The organism is Burkholderia sp. Ac-20392 (assembly GCF_017104585.1).
In the GTDB taxonomy this organism is placed as follows: domain Bacteria; phylum Pseudomonadota; class Gammaproteobacteria; order Burkholderiales; family Burkholderiaceae; genus Burkholderia; species Burkholderia lata.
Genome location: NZ_JAAGPB010000140.1, coordinates 1 through 18,116, shown reverse-complemented (window position 1 = coordinate 18,116; position 18,116 = coordinate 1). Strand labels below are relative to the sequence as shown.

The following is an 18,116-nucleotide window of genomic DNA, read 5'->3' as shown; positions in this document are numbered from 1 at the left end:
GCCACCGGCGCCACGCTGCGCACGAACGACGGCGCCGATCCGATGTTCGCGGGCGCGGCGCTGCCGAAGGCCGCGAAGCTGTACCTGGGCGACGAGCCGGGCACGAATCCGTACGCATCGCCGCTCTATGCGGATTTCGCGGGCCTGCCGCCGCTGTATATCCAGGTCGGCAGCACCGAGGTGCTGCTCGACGATTCGCGCCGCGTCGCGGAGAAGGCGAAGGCGGCCGGGGTAGCGGTGGAGATCGAGGTGTGGCCGGACATGCCGCACGTGTGGCAGCTGTATGCGCCGATGGTGCCGGAAGCGCGTGACGCGCTCGACCGCGCGGCCGCGTTCCTGCGCCGCGTCGCGGTCGAACGTGCGGTTCAGCGGGCCGGCGAGGCGTCGATTGCCTGATAGGCGGCCTTGACGGCCACCGAGCCGTACTTGCGCTCGAGCCGGCGCACGGTGAAGTGGCCGTGCGCCATCTGCTGGAAGTGGTCGATGAACAGCGTATTGACGGTCGCGCCGAGCACGGCGCCGATCGCCGGAATCGACTTTGCGGCCATCTGCTCGGTCACCTGCACCGAGAAGCGCGACGCCACCGTCTGCACGAGCTTGAACACGGCCGCCGAGCTGTGCGCGGCGATGCCCTTCGTCGTGATGTCGGACGATGCCTTCGAGATCGCCTGCGCGAGCGCGCCGCGCAGCACGAAATAGCCGAGATCGGCGTCCTCTTCCTGCTTGTCCGGGTTGCCGCCCATGCCGAGCACGGCCAGGCATTGCAACTGCGTATCGACCGAGCTCAGGTCTTCACCCTCGCTGCGCGCGATGTCGCACACCGAGCGGAAGATCAGCGTCGTCGTCACCGGCAGCTCGACCGGCAGCGCGAGAAAGCCGAACGCACCGCCCGCCGCGCCGGTCGTCGCGACTGCGAGCTTGTGCAGCAGGTTGCTCGGCTTGTCGGGCTCGGCGTCCGGCGCGGGTGGCTTGCCAAGCGTGCGCAGCGCGATGTTCAGGCACTTGCGCAGCGCGAGCTGCGTCGCGTCGTTGATCTTGCCGGTCGCGAAATCCGGCAGCCGGGCGATCATTTTCTCGACCGGCGCGCCGAGCATGCCCGTCAGCTTCATCGTCAGCGACGGGCTTTCCAGCACCTGCTTCGCGCGCCACAGCGCGTCCCGATCCTCCGGCGACAGCGTGGGCGCGGGGGTAATTGAAATCGGTTCCATCTTTCTCCTTGGCGGTCTGGTTCGATTTGACCGTCGCCAGCCTAGATTACTCCGGCGTGCTAGAATTTTGAGATTGTTTGACACGTCAAAAGTTGCGCCAACAAAAAATGGCCGTCCATACTGCCGCCCACCATTCAAGCGGGCAAGTCCTGCCGTTCCGCGAATCGCTGCTGGCGATGATCGGGATCTCATTTGTCACCATGCTGGTCGCGCTCGACCAGACCGTCGTCGGCACCGCGCTGCCGACCATCGTCGCCGAGCTCCGCGGCTTCGACCTGTACGCGTGGGTCGCGACCTCGTACCTGCTCAGTTCCGTGATCACGGTGCCGATCTTCGGCCGGCTCGGTGACTATTACGGCCGCAAGCCGTTCGTCATTGCGTCGATCGTCGTGTTCACCGCCGCGTCCGTGCTGTGCGGGATGGCGAACGACATGCTGATGCTCGTGCTCGCGCGCGGGCTGCAGGGGATCGGCGGCGGGATGCTGGTCGGCACCGCGTTCGCATGCATTCCCGACCTGTTCCCCGATTCCGTCGTCCGGCTGCGCTGGCAGGTGCTGATGAGCTCCGCGTTCGGCATCGCGAACGCGGTCGGCCCGTCGCTCGGCGGCGTGCTGACCCAGTCGTTCGGCTGGCGCTCGGTGTTCTACGTGAACCTGCCGGTGGGCCTGCTGTCGCTGCTGTTCGTGTGGCGCTACCTGCCGCACCTGCGCCACGTCGAGCACGATCGCAAGATGCGGCTCGACTGGCCGGGCGCGCTGCTGATCGCGCTGTCGCTCGGCGCGCTGCAGCTGTTCGTCGAATGGTTGCCGAAGTACGGCGTCGCGAGCTGGGCGTCGCTGCTGCTCGTCGTCGCGGTCGCGGCCGGTTTCGGCCTGTGGCGCTGGGAGAAGCGTTGCGCGCAGCCGATTTTGCCGTTCGACATGTTCGGCAACCGCGCGCTGTCGGCACTCTTCGTGCTGGCGATCCTCGCCGGCTTCTCGATGTTCTCGCTGCTGTTCTACGCGCCGCTGCTGTTCCAGGGCGGGTTCGGGATGTCGCCGAAGGAGGCGGGGCTCGTGATCACGCCGCTCGTCGTGTTCATCACGATCGGCAGCATCATGAATGGCCGGGTCGTCACGCGCATCCGCAATCCGAACGCGATGCTGCACGTCGGCTTCGTGCTGTTCGCGATCACCTGCGCGGGCATCGTCGTGTCGACCCACACGACGCCGAAGTGGGTGCTGATGGCGCTGATGGTCGCGGGCGGCATCGGGCTCGGCTTCGTGCTGCCGAACCTCACGGTATTCGCGCAGCAGACGGCCGGCCGCGAGCATCTCGGCATCGCGACGGCGCTGCTGCAGTCGCTGCGGATGGTCGGCGGGATGGTCGGCACCGCGCTGACCGGCACGCTCGTCAACCAGATGTATTCGAGCGGCGTGCGCAATGCGCTGTCGGCCGACCATGCGATGCAGTGGCATGCGCAGCTCGCCGATCCGCAGATCCTGATCGATCGCGCCGCGCAGGGCGGTCTGGTCGCGGAGCTGACGCGTGCCGGGCATAATGGCGCGCTGCTGCTGGAAGCGGCCCGCGAATCGCTCGTTGGCGCGATTCACCTGGGCGTCGCGATGGCGGCGGTCGTCGCCGTGGTGTCGGTGTGGCAGTGCCGCCGCGTGCCGCCGATCGCGCTGCGGCACAAGATCGAACCGCATGTCGCGGCCGACTGAACGATTGAACGAGTAGAACTGAGCGCATGGAAGAACAGGACCGCGTCGCGATCTTGCAGCAATTCGGACGCACGTATCGCGCGTTCATGACCGCGTTCGAGGCGCACGTCGGGCAACCGATGCCGCGCTGGCGCATCATGGTCGCATTGCACACGATGGGCGGGCATTCGTCGCAGAAGAAGCTCGTCGAAGTGCTGCGCGTCGATCCGGGCGCGCTCACGCGCCAGTTGAAGTCGCTCGACGCGCTCGGCTGGATCCAGCGTGAATCCGACGCACGCGACAATCGCGTGACCAACGTGACGCTGACGGACGACGGCCGCGCCGCGTTCGACGCCTGCCTGCCGCGCCGCAAGGCGTTTCTCGAACAGACGATGGCGCAATTGCCGGACGACGTGCTGAACGCACTGTCGGGCGCGCTGGCGATGCTGGAGTCGCGGATCGCGGACGTCGGCTCGACGCCGGCCGCGCGCTGAAGCGCGCGGCAGGGCGGCGCGCATCCGCCGCCGGCCCGGCCCTTCACCTCATCTCAATTCACTTTCGGTTCACAGCGGGTTCAAAGCTCGATGCGCGTTCCCAGCAGCACGAGGAACTGCGCGAGCCACGCCGGATGCGCGGGCCACGCGGGCGCGGTGACGAACGGCGCGTCGGTCACGGCCGCGTCGACCGGGATGTCCGCGTATTCGCCGCCCGCGAGCTTCACCTCGGGCGCGCACGCCGGGTAGGCCGAGATACGCTTGCCGCGGATCACGTCGGCGGCCGCGAGCAGTTGCGCCGCGTGGCAGATCGCGGCGATCGGCTTGCCGGCTTCGGCGAACTCGCGTACGAGCGAGATCACTTTCGGATCGAGTCGCAGATATTCGGGGGCACGGCCGCCCGCGATCGCGAGCGCGTCGTAGCGCGATGCGTCGACGTCGTCGAACGCCGCGTTCAGCGTGAACTGGTGGCCGGGCTTCTCGGTGTAGGTCTGGTCGCCTTCGAAATCATGGATCGCGGTCTTGATCTTGTCGCCCGCGCGCTTGCCCGGGCAGACTGCATCGACGTGGTGGCCGACGGCCTGCAGCGCCTGGAACGGCACCATCGTTTCGTAGTCTTCGGCGAAATCGCCGGTCAGGAACAGGATCTTCTTCGCGGCCATGGCTTTCTCCAGTGGAGCTGCGTTGAGGGCCCGCGCGACAGGCGCGTGCAACGCCCGCATGGGGCCCCGAGGACGAAAGCGCAGTGTACTCCGGCCGCTTGAAGCGCGCGTGACGGCCGCCCCGCGCGAGCGGCGGGGCGGTGCGCGCAACGGGTATCAGAAGAAGGTTTCGACGACTTCCGTCACGCTGAACTGCGGATCGAGCACGAGCACCTGGCGCCACTTGTCGAACGTCAGGCACGGGTGCGAGATGTCGAACGCGACCATGTCGCCCACCTTTACGTCCGCGCCCGGCGGGATCTGCAGGTACGCGTGCTGGTCCATCATCCCGGTGACGGCCCAGCCTTCGGTAGCGGCGACGTCGCGCGGCGCGGTGTCGCGGCCCGGGCGGAAGTGGCGCGCCGGCTCCGGCAGCCCCGCGTCGAACGCCGCGTCGCGCTTGCCGAGCGCGACGATCGCGCGATCAGCCTCCGGCACCGACTGCACATAGGCCCACAGCTGCAGCGCGGGCAGCAGCCCTTCGCCCATCGTGCGTGCGATCGGGTTGCGCGCGAACACGTCGGTCTGCGCTTTCTTGTAGATGCCGACGTCGTGCGTCAGGTAGCAGCCGGGACGCAGCACGACTTCCGCGAAGCCGGCGTTGGACGCCTTCGCGAATTCTTCCGCGACCACGTCGTACCACGCCGAGCCGGCGCCGGACAGGATCGCCGGCGTACGCGCGAAGCGGCCTGCTTCGGCCAGTTCGCGCGTGAGCGCGACCGCTTCCTGCAGGAACGTGCGGATCTCGCCTTCCTCCTTCAGCACGCCTTCGTAGAGTTCGATACCGGCCAGCTTCAGCGTGTCCGGATAGCGCGCGATCGCGGCCAGCACGGCCTCGCGCTGCGCGGCATCGCGTACGCCCGCGCGGCCGCCCGGCACGCCGAGCTCGAGCAGCACGTTCAGCGGCTTCTTCAGTGCGCCGAAGAAGCCGCCGAGCTGGTCGACGCTCTCCGCCGAATCGACGAGACAGAAGAATTCGAAGTCGGGATCGGACAGCAGCCCGGCGATGATCGTCATGTTCTGGCGGCCGACCAGCTGGTTCGCGAGCAGCACGCGCCGCACGCCGCCGTGATACGCCGCCTGCGTCTGGTGCGCGGTCGCGAGCGTGATGCCCCACGCGCCGGCGTCGAGCTGGCGGCGGAACAGTTGCGGCGCCATCGTCGTCTTGCCGTGCGGCGCGAACTTGACACCGTACTTCTGGACGAATGCCTGCATCCAGTTCAGGTTGTGTTCGATGCGATCTTCGTAAAGCACGGCGGCCGGCAGGCTGACGTCTTCCGCAAGCAGGTTCCACTCGAGGCGGCCTGCGTCGCCGAGCGGCACGCTCGCGCTCGGCAGATTGCCGAGACCCTTGCCAAACGGATCGATCGTCGCTTCCTGATAGTTTGTAACTTTCATGTCATCCCGCTCCATCATCACTATGCATTGCACTGAAGTTGACACGCCGATGGTACAGAAAGTAGCATCGGCGCGGTGATGTTATTTAGTAACATCGAGCTTCACACCCTTTTCCGCAGATGAATACGCCCGTCACCCCGTCTGTTCCGCTCGCGGCCGAACGCCATCCGGCTCCGGCCGCTCCGCCGGTCCTCGACATCGTCGCGCGGATCGCCGAATGCGCGCCCGAGCTGCGCGAAGCCGAGCGCAAGGTCGCCGCGTTCATCCTCGCCGACCTGGCGCGCGCCGCGCATGCCAGCATCGGCGCGCTTGCACGCGACGCGGAGGTCAGCGTCGCGACGGTCACGCGTTTCGCGAAAGCGGTCGGCTGCCGCGACGTGCGCGAGCTGAAGGTGCTGGTCGCGCAGGCGGCGGCCGTCGGGCAGCGCTTTCTGGTGCCGTCCGACGACGCACCGGGCGACGACGCGAGCCCCGCGTCGATGGTCTACGACGAGATCCGCCTGGCGCTCGCGCACAACCATCAGTTGCTGCGCAATACGTCGTTCGAGGCAGCGGCCGACCTGCTCGCCGGCGCGAAGATGACCTATGTGTACGGGCAGGGCGGCGGCTCGACCGCGCTCGCCGACGAGTTGCGCTTCCGGCTCGTGCGCTTCGGCCGGCCGGTCGCGAGCTACCAGGACAGCGTGCTGCAGCGGATGGTGGCCGCGACGCTGTCGCGCGACACCGTCGTCGTCGCGCTGTCGGTGAGCGGCCGCGTGCCCGAGCTGCTCGAGAGCTGCCGGCTCGCGAAGCGCTACGGCGCGAAGCTGATCGCGATCACTGCGCCGGCTTCGCCGCTCGCGAAGCTCGCCGACCACCTGATTCCGGTCGTCGCGTTCGAAACCGATTTCATTTACAAGCCGTCGACATCGCGCTACGCGATGATGATGGCGATCGACGTGCTCGTCACCGGAGTCGCATTGCGGCTCGGCGATGCGGGCCGAGAATCGCTGCGCCGCATCAAGCACGCGCTCGATGCGCACCGCGGCGGCGGAGACCGTCAACCGGTAGGAGACTGACCATGCATTCGCATCCCGAAGCCGCCGATACGCTGATCGTCGGCGCGCAGCTTTACGACGGTACCGGCGCGCCGCCCGTCACGCGCGACGTCGCGATCCGCAACGGCGTGATCGCGGCGATCGGCAACCTGTCGAACTGGCTTGCCGAGAACGTCGTCGATGCGAACGGCCGCGCGCTCGCGCCGGGCTTCGTCGACGTGCACACGCACGACGACACGCACGTGATCCGCGCACCGGAGATGATCCCGAAGATCTCGCAGGGCGTGACGACCGTGATCGTCGGCAACTGCGGGATCAGCGCGTCGCCGGTGACGCTCGCGGGCGATCCGCCCGATCCGATGAACCTGCTCGGCGAGCGCGGCGCGTTCCTGTACCCGACCTTCGCCGACTACGTCGCGGCGGTGAACGACGCGCGTCCGGCCGTGAACGTCGCGGCGCTCGTCGGCCACACGGCGCTGCGCAACAACCAGATGGACCGCCTCGACCGTGCGGCGACCGACGGCGAGATCGCCGGCATGCGCACGCAGCTCGAGGAGGCGCTCGCGAACGGCGCACTCGGCCTGTCGTCGGGCCTCGCGTACGGCTCCGCGTTCGCGGCGCCGACCGAGGAGGTGATGGCGCTCGCCGAGCCGCTCGCGAACGCGGGCGCGCTGTACACCACGCACATGCGCACCGAGTTCGACGCGATTCTCGATGCGATGGAAGAGGCGTACCAGGTTGGCCGCCATGCGCGCGTGCCGGTCGTGATCTCGCACCTGAAGTGCGCGGGCCCGTCGAACTGGGGGCGCAGCACCGAAGTGCTCGCATCGCTCGAAGGTGCGCGCCGCTACCAGCCGGTCGGCTGCGACTGCTATCCGTACAGCCGCAGCTCGTCGACGCTCGACCTGAAGCAGGTGACGGGCGACATCGACATCACGATCACGTGGTCGGAGCCGCACCCGGAAGTGGCGGGCAAGCTGCTGAAGGCGATCGCGGCCGAGTGGGGCGTGACCGAGCAGGAAGCCGCGCAGCGCATCCGCCCGGCGGGCGCCGTGTACCACAACATGTCGGAGGACGACGTGCGCCGGATCCTGTCGCATCCCGCGACGATGGTCGGCTCCGACGGCCTGCCGAACGATCCGCTGCCGCATCCGCGGCTGTGGGGTGCGTTCCCGCGCGTGCTCGGCCACTATGTGCGCGACACGAACCTGCTGCCGCTCGAGGAGGCGATCCGCAAGATGACGTCGCTGTCCGCGCGCCGCTACGGGATCGCGCGACGCGGCGAGGTGCATGTGGGCTACCACGCGGATCTCGTGCTGTTCGATCCGGCGAGCGTGATCGACGCCGCGACGTTCGAGCAGCCGCAGCAGCCCGCGCACGGGATCGACGCCGTGTGGGTGAACGGCGTGCTCACGTATGAAAACGGCCAGCCGACCGGCGAGCGCGCCGGCGGCTTCGTCGCGCGCGGCGAGCGCGTGCCGGCGAGTGCCGACGCCGCGTTCTGAACGCGGTGGTTGTTCCGATCTGCCGCGCGTGCCGCTGTCGGTGCGCGCATCCGTAACCGAAACAAGGAGTGAAACGATGAAGCGATATGGCGTAGGCGAAGCGAAGGGCACGGGCGGCCAGGTGATGCCGTTCGCACGCGCGGTCGAGGCCGACGGCTGGCTGTACGTGTCGGGCCAGACGCCGATGGTGAACGGCGAGGTCGTCGAAGGCGGCATCGTCACGCAGTCGAAGCAGACGATCGAGAACGTGATCGCGATCCTGAAGGAAGCCGGCTACGGCCTCGAGCACGTCGTGCGCTGCGGCGTGTGGCTCGACGACGCGCGCGATTTCGCGTCGTTCAACAAGGTGTTCATTTCGTACTTCGGCGAGCATCCGCCGGCACGCGCGTGCGTGCAGTCGAGCATGGTCATCGACTGCAAGGTCGAAGTCGACTGCATCGCGTACAAGGCGCCGGCGAAGTAACACCGCCACGGCGAGCCGCTACGCAACGGGCCCGGCGCATTCACGTGCGCCGGGCCCGTTTTGTCATGGGCGGGACACCGGTCGACCGGTGGTCGGTGTTCCCGAGGCCGCAACCGCCGCAACGCATCCCGCCCGTTCATGTAAGGTGCCGCATGACCATATGGGGAGGACATGCATGGAATGGGCTGCGCTGGTGCCGGAGCTGATTTGCTCGGACCTTGCCGGAAGCATTCGCTTCTATCGCGACGTGCTCGGATTCCGGATTCGCTTCGAGCGTCCGGGGGACGGGTTCGCCTATCTCGAGATCGGGGGCGCTCAACTGATGCTCGAACAGCACAGCCCGGAGAGCTGGTTGACCGGCCCGCTGGAGCCGCCGTTCGGGCGCGGGATCAATTTCCAGATCGAGGTCGATGCGCTCGATCCCATCCTCGACAGGATTCGCGCCGCGGGCGTGACGCTGTTCGTCGAGCCGCGCACGTCCTGGTATCGGGAGGACGAGATCGAGCATGGCCAGGTCGAGATGCTGGTGCAGGATCCCGACGGCTACCTGTTGCGCCTGGTGGAGATTCTCCCGGAGCGGCCGGTGAGCGGGTGACCGCAGGCCGTCCGTGCTTGTCCGCGCAATGAAAAACAGCCCGGCCGGTTGAACCCGGCCGGGCTGTTTTGTCTGGGGGCACCGCGCGTTGCCGACTGCACGCCGCGGCGGCCGCCCACCGCCGTCACTGCCGCGCGTTGCGCGCGTTGTCCGGCATCGGCTGGTTGTAGTTGGTGCGGAACGGGTTGATGTCGAGCCCGCCGCGGCGCGTATAGCGCGCATACACCGCGAGCTTCACCGGTTTGCACGCGTGCAGGATGTCGAGGAAGATCCGCTCGACGCACTGCTCGTGAAAGCCGGTGTGGTTGCGGAACGAGATGATGTAGCGCAGCAGGCCCGCGTGATCGATCTGCGGCCCGACGTAGTGGATCTGCACGCTGCCCCAGTCGGGCTGGCCGGTGACCGGGCAGTTCGAGCGCAGCAGGTCGGACACGAGCGTCTCCTCGACCGGTGCTTCATCCTCGGCGGCCGACAGCAGCGACGGGTCGGGTTCGTACACGTCGGTGTCGAGGTCGAGCCGGTCGAGCGACAGCCCGTCGAGTTCTTCCATTTCGAGCTTGCCGAAATCGTGCGGCGACACGAGCTGCACGGAGACGGTCGCGCCGCACGCGGCCGACACGTCGCGCTTCAGCGCGTCGCGCACCGCGTCGATCGAGTCGAACTTCGTCTGCGCGAACGAGCCGAGATACAGCTTGAACGACTTCGATTCGACGATGTTCGGCGATTCGGCCGGCACGTAGAAGGTCGCAACGGCGATCTGCGGCTTGCCGCGCGCGTTGAGCCACGACAGCTCGTAGGCGTTCCAGATGTCGGTGCCGAAGAACGGCAGCGCCGACGTGATGCCGAGCTGCTCGCGCGCGCCGGCGCGCGGGATCGGGAACAGCAGCGACGCGTCGTACTGGGCGGCGTAGACGGTGGCCTTGCCGAGCGGGGAATGTTCGGGATTCATGCGTGACGCCTTTACGACAGGAAGAGGCGGTAAGCCGGGTTGGCGCTCTCCTCGACATACGGATAGCCGAGTGCCGCGAGGAAGCGTTCGAATTCGGCGCGATCGGCCTGCGGCACCTGCAACCCCACGAGGATCGAGCTGTAGTCCGCGCCCTGGTTACGGTAATGGAACAGGCTGATGTTCCAGTCCGGCGCCATCGACGACAGGAACTTCATCAGCGCGCCCGGCCGTTCCGGGAATTCGAAGCGGAACAGGCGCTCGTCGAGCGCGAGCGGCGAGCGGCCGCCCACCATGTAGCGGATGTGTTCCTTCGACAGCTCGTCGTGCGTCAGGTCGACGCTCTTGAAGCCGTGCGATTCGAAGTTCGCCGCGATCTCGGCCGATTCGCCGCGGCGCTTGATCTGCACGCCGACGAAGATGTGTGCGGCCTGCGCATCGGCGATCCGGTAGTTGAACTCGGTGACGTTGCGGTCGCCGACGAGCGAGCAGAAGCGCTTGAAGCTGCCGCGCTCCTCGGGGATCGTGACCGCGAACACGGCTTCGCGCGCTTCACCCACTTCCGCACGCTCGGCGACGAAGCGCATCCGGTCGAAGTTCATGTTCGCGCCGGACGTGACCGCGACGAGCGTCTGGTTCTCGATGCCTTCGCGTTCCGCGTAGAGCTTCGCGCCCGCGACCGCGAGCGCGCCGGACGGTTCGAGCACGCTGCGCGTGTCCTGGAAGACGTCCTTGATCGCCGCGCACAGTGCGTCGGTGTTCACCGTCACGACGCCGTCGAGGTATTCGCTGCAGAGGCGGAAGGTTTCTTCGCCGACCAGCTTCACGGCGGTGCCGTCCGCGAACAGGCCGACTTCGCTCAACTCGACACGCTTGCCGGCTTCCAGCGATTGCGCCATCGCGCACGAATCTTCGGCCTGCACGCCGATCACCTTGATCTCCGGGCGCACCGCCTTCACGTAGGCCGCGACGCCGGACGCGAGCCCGCCGCCGCCGATCGGCACGAAGATCGCATGGATCGGGCCCTGGTGCTGGCGCAGGATTTCCATCGCGATCGTGCCCTGGCCGGCGATCACGTACGGATCGTCGAACGGGTGGACGAACGTGAGGCCGCGCTCTTCCTGCACCTTGACCGCGTGTGCATACGCGTCGCTGTACGACTCGCCGGCCTGGATCACGTCGACGCTCGGGCCGCCGTGCGCACGCACCGCATCGACCTTCACCTGCGGCGTCGTGACGGGCACGACGATCACGGCCTTCACGCCCATCCGGGCCGCCGAGAACGCGACGCCCTGCGCGTGGTTGCCGGCCGACGCGGTAATCACGCCGCGCGCGAGCGCGTCCGCCGGAATGTGCGCCATCTTGTTGTACGCGCCGCGCAGCTTGAACGAGAACACCGGCTGGTTGTCCTCGCGCTTCAGGTAGACCGCATTGCGCAGCCGGGCGGACAGGATGCGGGCGGATTCGAGTTCCGTCTCGATCGCGACGTCGTAGACGCGCGCGGTGAGGATTTTCTTCAGGTAATCGTGGGATGCCATGGGCGCTCGCGTGCAGTGCGGAAAGCAGACGGTAAAGGATCAATGATAGCGCCAAGGGTCCGCCCGCATGCAAGCGGCATGCCGAGCGCGTGCCCGCCGGGCCGCGCGGGCGGGGCGTCGGCGCGCTCGCGCGGCCACTTTTTACCGGTTTAACTGCATGGTTACCGACCGGACGGACGGCGAATGGTCGCGCGAAATCGTGCCGAGCCAGTCCTGGCGCGGCTCGCGGCGATAGCCCCACGACCTGTCCGACGTGCCACGCATGGCCCGATCATGGGTTAGAATTCCGTTTTGAATCAAGGATCGGAAGATGCAGAGGCACCCTCGGATCGCACCGTTGAAGCCGACGCCGCGCGCAGCCAGCCCCGCGGCCGAACGGCATGCGCGCCGCGCGCGATCGTGCTGATCGTTCCGAGTGCCGCCAGGCCCTGTCGCCGGCCAGGAGGGGCGAGTCGCCCGCTCCGGCCCCAAGAAGGACAGCCGCGCGCCTGGTAACAGAACAGATTTCCCCAAGATTGCGCCCACGCGCTTGCCGACGCCCGTGCACGGTGTATCGGCCCTCCGAGTCGTCCGAACATGAACGCACCACAAGTTTTCGATCCGCATGGCGCGGCCGCCGCCGTCGCCGCTGACCCCGCGCCCCGTTTGCGCGAGATTCCCTACAACTACACGTCCTTCTCGGATCGCGAGATCGTGATCCGCCTGCTCGGCGAAGAAGCGTGGTCGGTGCTTCACGAATTGCGCGCCGAGCGCCGCACGGGCCGCTCGGCACGGATGCTGTATGAAGTGCTCGGCGACATCTGGGTCGTGCGCCGCAATCCGTACCTGCAGGACGACCTGCTCGACAACCCGAAGCGCCGCGCGCTGCTGATCGAGGCGCTGAACCACCGCCTGACCGAAATCGGCAAGCGCCGCAGTGCGGATCTCACCGAGCATCGCGACGACGCGGGCCGCGAGCGCGCGTCGCGCGTCGAGATGCTCGAGACCGCCGCGCAGCGCGCGGTCAACGAGTTCGCCGACGAATTCGAGAAGATGGCCGACCTGCGCCGCCGCGCGACCAAGGCGCTCGGCCGCTGCACGCAGAAGGACAACATCCGTTTCGACGGGCTGTCGCGCGTGTCGCACGTGACCGACGCGACCGACTGGCGCGTCGAATACCCGTTCGTCGTGCTGACCCCCGATAGCGAAGCCGAGATCGCCGGCCTCATCAAGGCCTGCTTCGAGCTCGGCCTGACCGTGATCCCGCGCGGCGGTGGCACGGGCTACACGGGCGGCGCGGTGCCGCTCACGCCGTTCTCCGCGGTGATCAACACCGAGAAGCTCGAACAGCTCGGTGCGGTCGAGTTGACCGAGCTGCCGGGTGTCGCGCACAAGGTGCCGACGATCTTCTCCGGCGCGGGCGTCGTCACGCGCCGCGTGACCGAGGCGGCGGAAGCGGCCGGCTACGTGTTCGCGGTCGATCCGACCTCGCTCGACGCATCGTGCATCGGCGGCAACGTCGCGATGAACGCTGGCGGCAAGAAGGCCGTGCTGTGGGGTACCGCGCTCGACAACCTGGCCTGGTGGCGGATGGTCGACCCGGACGGCAACTGGCTCGAAGTCACGCGCCACGAGCACAACCAGGGCAAGATCCACGACATCGCGGTCGCGCGTTTCGAGCTGAAGTGGTTCGACGGCGCCTGCGCGCCGGGCGAGAAGCTGCTGAAGAGCGAGATGCTCGAGATCGAAGGCCGCCGGTTCCGCAAGGAAGGGCTCGGCAAGGACGTGACCGACAAGTTCCTCGCCGGCCTGCCGGGCGTGCAGAAGGAGGGCTGCGACGGGCTCATCACGTCCGCGCGCTGGGTGCTGCACAAGATGCCCGCGCACACGCGCACCGTCTGCCTCGAATTCTTCGGCCAGGCGCGCGAAGCGATCCCGAGCATCGTCGAGATCAAGGATTACCTGTTCGAAACGTCGAAGCAGGGCGGCGCGATCCTCGCGGGCCTCGAGCACCTCGACGAGCGCTACCTGCGCGCGGTCGGCTACGCGACCAAGAGCAAGCGCAATTCATTCCCCAAGATGGTGCTGATCGGCGACATCGTCGGTGACGATGCCGATGCGGTCGCGCACGCCACGTCCGAAGTGATCCGGATGGCGAACGGCAAGAGCGGCGAAGGCTTCGTCGCGGTCAGCGCGGAGGCGCGCAAGCGCTTCTGGCTCGACCGCAGCCGCACGGCCGCGATCGCGAAGCACACGAACGCGTTCAAGATCAACGAAGACGTCGTGATCCCGCTGAACCGGATGGGCGAGTACACCGACGGCATCGAGCGGATCAACATCGAGCTGTCGCTGAAGAACAAGCTGCAGCTCGTCGACGCGCTGGAAGCGTTCTTCCGTGCCGGCAACCTGCCTCTCGGCAAGACCGACGACGCGAACGAGATCCCGAGCGCCGAACTGCTCGAAGACCGGGTCCAGCAGGCGCTGGAACTGCTCAAGCGCGTGCGGGCACGCTGGGAATTCGTGCGCGACCGGCTCGACCAGCCGCTGCGCGAGGCGCAGCACTACCTGGTGCAGCTCGGCTACGAGGCGCTTGCCGAGAAGTTCGCCGATCGCGCGGACGAGCAGCCGGGCGCGACCGTGTTCCACGTCACGCAAGACCGCACGGTGCGCATCTCGTGGAAGCAGGAGATCCGCGCCGAGCTGCGCGCGATCTTCAACGGCGGCGCGTTCAAGCAGATCCTCGACGAGGCGCAGGCGATCCACAAGCAGGTGCTGCGCGGCCGCGTGTTCGTCGCGCTGCACATGCACGCGGGCGACGGCAACGTCCACACCAACCTGCCGGTCAACTCCGACAACTACGAGATGCTGCAGGACGCCCACGCGGCGGTCGCACGCATCATGACGCTCGCGCGTTCGCTCGACGGCGTGATTTCCGGCGAGCACGGCATCGGCATCACGAAGCTCGAGTTCCTGACCGACGACGAGATCGCCGAATTCCGCGCGTACAAGCAGCGCGTCGACCCGAACGGCCGCTTCAACAAGGGCAAGCTGCTCGAAGGCGCCGATCTGCGCAACGCCTATACGCCGAGCTTCGGACTGATGGGGTACGAGTCGCTGATCATGAAGCAGTCCGACATCGGCGCGATCGCCGATTCGGTGAAGGACTGCCTGCGCTGCGGCAAGTGCAAGCCGGTGTGCGCGACGCACGTGCCGCGCGCGAACCTGCTGTACAGCCCGCGCAACAAGATCCTTGCAACCTCGCTGCTGGTCGAGGCGTTCCTGTACGAAGAACAGACGCGCCGCGGCGTGTCGATCAAGCACTGGGACGAGTTCAACGACGTGGCCGACCACTGCACGGTGTGCCACAAGTGCGCGACGCCGTGCCCGGTGAAGATCGACTTCGGCGACGTCACGATGAACATGCGCAACCTGTTGCGCAAGATGGGCAAGAAGAAATTCAACGCCGGCAACGCGGCGGGCATGTTCTTCCTGAACGCGACCAACCCGCAGACGATCAACGTCGCGCGCAGCGTGATGATGGGCGCCGGCTACAAGATGCAGCGCTTCGCGAACGACATGCTGAAGAAGGTCGTGACGAAGCAGACGCAGCACCCGCCGGCGACGGTCGGCAAGCCGCCGGTGGTCGAGCAGGTGATCCACTTCGTCAACAAGAAGATGCCGGGCAACCTGCCGAAGAAGACGGCGCGCGCGCTGCTCGACATCGAGGACAACAAGATCGTGCCGATCATCCGCAACCCGAAGTCGACCACCGTCGATTCGGAAGCGGTGTTCTACTTCCCGGGCTGCGGCTCCGAGCGCCTGTTCTCGCAGGTCGGCCTCGCGACGCAGGCGATGCTGTGGGAAGCCGGCGTGCAGACGGTGTTGCCGCCGGGCTACCTGTGCTGCGGCTATCCGCAGCGCGGCTCGGGCCAGTACGACAAGGCCGAGAAGATCGTCACCGACAACCGCGTGCTGTTCCACCGGGTCGCGAACACGCTGAACTACCTCGATATCAAGACGGTGGTCGTGTCGTGCGGCACCTGCTACGACCAGCTCGCGGGTTACGAATTCGACAAGATCTTCCCGGGCTGCCGGATCATCGACATCCACGAGTTCCTGCTCGAGAAGGGGATGAAGCTCGATGGCGTGACGGGCACGCGATACATGTATCACGACCCGTGCCACACGCCGATCAAGACGATGGACCCGGTGAAGCTCGTCAACGAGCTGATGGGCGCGGAGAAGGACGGCTACAAGATCGAGAAGAACGAGCGCTGCTGCGGTGAATCGGGCACGCTCGCGGTCACGCGCCCGGACATTTCGACGCAGGTCCGCTTCCGCAAGGAAGAGGAGATCCGCAAGGGTGCCGCGAAGCTGCGCAGCATCCCGGTCGTGGCCGGCAACGCGCCGGCGCCGGCCGCCGCGGCCGCGAACGGCCCGGACGTGAAGATCCTGACGAGCTGCCCGTCGTGCCTGCAGGGCCTGTCGCGCTACGGCGAGGACGCGAACCTCGAAGCCGACTACATCGTGGTCGAAATCGCGCGCCAGGTGCTCGGCGAGAACTGGATGGCCGATTATGTCGCACGTGCGAACAATGGCGGGATCGAGCGCGTGCTGGTCTAATGCGGGCATGATGACCGCCCGACCGGGCTAGGGATGTGCGGGCGCCGGCGCAGCAATGCCGGCGCCCGTCCACATGGGAGCGACGATGGAATGCGTGTTTTGCCGTGAAGACGGCGGCGAGGTGCTCTGGCAGGACGATGCGGTGCGTGTCGTCCTCGCGACGGGCGAGCACGAGTATCCGGGCTTCTGCCGGGTGATCTGGGGCTTGCACGTGGCCGAATTCTCCGATCTCGGCGAGCCCGACCGGGCACATCTGATGCGCGTGGTCTACGCGGTCGAGCGGGCCGTGCGCCGCGTGATGCAGCCGAACAAGGTGAATCTCGCGAGCCTCGGCAACATGGTGCCGCACGTGCACTGGCACGTGATCCCGCGCTTTTCCAACGACGCACACTTCCCGCAGCCCGTATGGGCGCCGCGCCAGCGCAGCGTGTCCGAGGCGCTGCTGCGCTCGCGCGCAGCGCAGGCCTCGCTGCTGCACAATGCGGTGCGCGAGGAAATTCAACGCATGACCGATTCGAGGCAGCCATGAGCGGTTTGACTTCCACGACGCCGATTCCGTCCGGCGTCGTCGTGCACGCGGTGTCGCGCGTGCTCGAATTGCAGTACCCGAACGGCGACAGTTTCCGGATTCCGTTCGAGCTGATGCGCGTGTATTCGCCGTCGGCCGAGGTGCGCGGCCACGGGCCCGGCCAGGAGACGCTGCAGACGGGCAAGCGCGAAGTGACGATCACCGCGCTCGAGGGGGTCGGCCACTACGCGCTGCAGCCGACGTTTTCCGATGGCCATTCGACCGGCATCTACTCGTGGGACCTGCTGTACGAACTGGCCACGCAGCAGGACGCGCTATGGCGCGACTATTTCGACAAATTGAAGGCGGCGGGCGTCGAACGCGACGCCCCGATGCAGGCGGCGAGCGCGTCGCACGGCCACTGCCACTGAAATTCGACGGCGCCCGCTCGGCGCCGTCTTGCCATTTACTGAGGATCAACGCGATGAGCAAAACCCACTTCGGCTTCGAAAGCGTCGAGGAAAACGAAAAAGCGAAGAAAGTGGCGGGTGTGTTCCATTCGGTCGCGAGCAACTACGATCTGATGAACGACCTGATGTCGGCGGGCATGCACCGCGCGTGGAAGGCGTTCACGATCGCGCAGGCGAACGTGCGCCCCGGCTTCAAGGTGCTCGACCTCGCAGCCGGCACCGGCGACCTGACCCGGTCGTTCGCGAAGGCGGCCGGGCCGACGGGCGAGGTCTGGCACACGGACATCAACGAATCGATGCTGCGCGTCGGCCGCGACCGGCTGCTCGACAAGGGCATCGTGACGCCGTCGCTGCTGTGCGACGCGGAGAAAATTCCCTTTCCGGACAACTACTTCGATCTGGTCACGGTCGCGTTCGGGCTGCGCAACATGACGCACAAGGATGCCGCGCTGGCCGAGATGCGCCGCGTGACGAAGCCCGGCGGCCGCGTGATGGTGCTGGAATTCTCGAAAGTCTGGGATCCGCTGAAAAAGGCGTACGATCTGTATTCTTTCAAAGTATTACCGTGGCTTGGCGACAAGTTCGCGAAAGATGCTGAAAGTTACCGGTATCTTGCTGAATCTATCCGGATGCACCCCGATCAGGACACGCTGAAGACGATGATGGAACAAGCGGGCCTCGATGCCGTCAAATATTACAATTTGTCAGGTGGCGTGGTAGCTTTACACATGGGAGCCAAGTACTAAGGGGCTCTTTCCATACATTTGTCTTACATCTGGAGAAACTGATGTTCGAATCGCGTTCGTTGTTCAACCGTAGCAAGCCGTCGAAGCCGTGGGCTCGACGGGTCGGCACGCTGCTGATGGTCGGCCTGCTCACGGCCGGCACGTTCGCATCGCTCGACGCCGAAGCCAAGCGCATGGGCGGCGGGCGCAGCATCGGCCGCCAGAACTCCACCGTCACGCAGCA

General features: G+C 66.9%; 16 protein-coding genes and 1 pseudogene. 12 read left to right on the top strand and 5 right to left on the bottom strand.

Going from position 1 to position 18,116, the window contains the following annotated elements:
• The coding region (locus tag G3N99_RS17375) for an alpha/beta hydrolase fold domain-containing protein (RefSeq protein ID WP_206123019.1) at positions 1-396 on the top strand (396 nt) is incomplete at its 5' end.
• Here G3N99_RS17375 and G3N99_RS17370 read toward each other — a convergent pair.
• Positions 366-1,208: an EcsC family protein gene (locus tag G3N99_RS17370; protein ID WP_174940189.1), complete on the bottom strand. Its 843-nt coding sequence runs from the start codon at positions 1,206-1,208 to the stop codon at positions 366-368. The two genes, G3N99_RS17375 and G3N99_RS17370, sit on opposite strands and share 31 nt — an antisense overlap.
• 107 nt (positions 1,209-1,315) lie before the next feature.
• On the opposite strand from G3N99_RS17370, the gene G3N99_RS17365 reads away from it, so the two are divergent.
• Together G3N99_RS17365 and G3N99_RS17360 are read left to right on the top strand one after the other, a co-directional pair.
• Positions 1,316-2,911, top strand: a complete 1,596-nt coding sequence (locus G3N99_RS17365) for an MDR family MFS transporter (protein ID WP_174940191.1) — start codon at positions 1,316-1,318, stop codon at positions 2,909-2,911.
• Positions 2,912-2,937: 26 nt separating this feature from the next.
• Positions 2,938-3,384, top strand: a complete 447-nt coding sequence (locus tag G3N99_RS17360) for a MarR family transcriptional regulator (RefSeq protein ID WP_039360135.1) — start codon at positions 2,938-2,940, stop codon at positions 3,382-3,384.
• 80 nt (positions 3,385-3,464) lie between these two features.
• On the opposite strand, the gene G3N99_RS17355 is transcribed toward G3N99_RS17360, so the two are convergent.
• Positions 3,465-4,046: a DJ-1/PfpI family protein gene (locus tag G3N99_RS17355; RefSeq protein WP_039360134.1), complete on the bottom strand. Its 582-nt coding sequence runs from the start codon at positions 4,044-4,046 to the stop codon at positions 3,465-3,467.
• 156 nt (positions 4,047-4,202) lie between these two features.
• Positions 4,203-5,483: an amino acid deaminase gene (locus G3N99_RS17350; protein ID WP_174985777.1), complete on the bottom strand. Its 1,281-nt coding sequence runs from the start codon at positions 5,481-5,483 to the stop codon at positions 4,203-4,205.
• A gap of 119 nt (positions 5,484-5,602) precedes the next feature.
• Between G3N99_RS17350 and G3N99_RS17345 the strand changes: the two genes are divergently transcribed.
• From G3N99_RS17345 to G3N99_RS17330, 4 genes are all read left to right on the top strand, one after another.
• Positions 5,603-6,541 carry a MurR/RpiR family transcriptional regulator gene (locus tag G3N99_RS17345; RefSeq protein ID WP_174940197.1) on the top strand — a complete coding sequence of 313 codons (939 nt, stop codon included), beginning with the start codon at positions 5,603-5,605 and terminating at the stop codon, positions 6,539-6,541.
• 2 nt (positions 6,542-6,543) lie between these two features.
• Positions 6,544-8,025 (top strand): D-aminoacylase, encoded by a 1,482-nt coding sequence (locus G3N99_RS17340; RefSeq protein ID WP_174940199.1) that lies wholly within the window; start codon positions 6,544-6,546, stop codon positions 8,023-8,025.
• Positions 8,026-8,101: 76 nt separating this feature from the next.
• Positions 8,102-8,488 (top strand): RidA family protein, encoded by a 387-nt coding sequence (locus tag G3N99_RS17335; RefSeq protein WP_011353171.1) that lies wholly within the window; start codon positions 8,102-8,104, stop codon positions 8,486-8,488.
• A gap of 175 nt (positions 8,489-8,663) precedes the next feature.
• Positions 8,664-9,083: a VOC family protein gene (locus tag G3N99_RS17330; RefSeq protein ID WP_206123018.1), complete on the top strand. Its 420-nt coding sequence runs from the start codon at positions 8,664-8,666 to the stop codon at positions 9,081-9,083.
• A 124-nt stretch (positions 9,084-9,207) separates the two neighbouring features.
• On the opposite strand, the gene queF is transcribed toward G3N99_RS17330, so the two are convergent.
• Together queF and ilvA are read right to left on the bottom strand one after the other, a co-directional pair.
• Entirely contained in the window at positions 9,208-10,032 is an 825-nt protein-coding gene (queF, locus tag G3N99_RS17325) for an NADPH-dependent 7-cyano-7-deazaguanine reductase QueF (RefSeq protein WP_174942390.1), read from the bottom strand.
• An 11-nt stretch (positions 10,033-10,043) separates the two neighbouring features.
• On the bottom strand, positions 10,044-11,567 hold the full coding sequence (gene ilvA, locus G3N99_RS17320; protein WP_206123017.1) for a threonine ammonia-lyase, biosynthetic: 1,524 nt from the start codon (positions 11,565-11,567) through the stop codon (positions 10,044-10,046).
• A 576-nt stretch (positions 11,568-12,143) separates the two neighbouring features.
• Here ilvA and G3N99_RS17315 point away from each other — a divergent pair.
• The 5 genes and pseudogenes from G3N99_RS17315 to G3N99_RS17295 all read left to right on the top strand — a co-directional run.
• Positions 12,144-16,169: a DUF3683 domain-containing protein gene (locus G3N99_RS17315; RefSeq protein WP_206123016.1), complete on the top strand. Its 4,026-nt coding sequence runs from the start codon at positions 12,144-12,146 to the stop codon at positions 16,167-16,169.
• An 85-nt stretch (positions 16,170-16,254) separates the two neighbouring features.
• On the top strand, positions 16,255-16,698 hold the full coding sequence (locus G3N99_RS17310; protein ID WP_206123015.1) for an HIT family protein: 444 nt from the start codon (positions 16,255-16,257) through the stop codon (positions 16,696-16,698).
• Positions 16,695-17,108, top strand: coding sequence for a DUF971 domain-containing protein (locus G3N99_RS17305; protein ID WP_174985769.1), 414 nt, complete (start codon positions 16,695-16,697; stop codon positions 17,106-17,108). The genes G3N99_RS17310 and G3N99_RS17305 overlap by 4 nt, the downstream gene beginning before the upstream one ends.
• Positions 17,109-17,161: 53 nt before the next feature.
• Positions 17,162-17,893 carry a bifunctional demethylmenaquinone methyltransferase/2-methoxy-6-polyprenyl-1,4-benzoquinol methylase UbiE gene (ubiE, locus tag G3N99_RS17300; RefSeq protein ID WP_174940393.1) on the top strand — a complete coding sequence of 244 codons (732 nt, stop codon included), beginning with the start codon at positions 17,162-17,164 and terminating at the stop codon, positions 17,891-17,893.
• Positions 17,894-17,934: 41 nt separating this feature from the next.
• Positions 17,935-18,116: pseudogene (locus G3N99_RS17295) on the top strand (hypothetical protein); the annotation flags it as partial.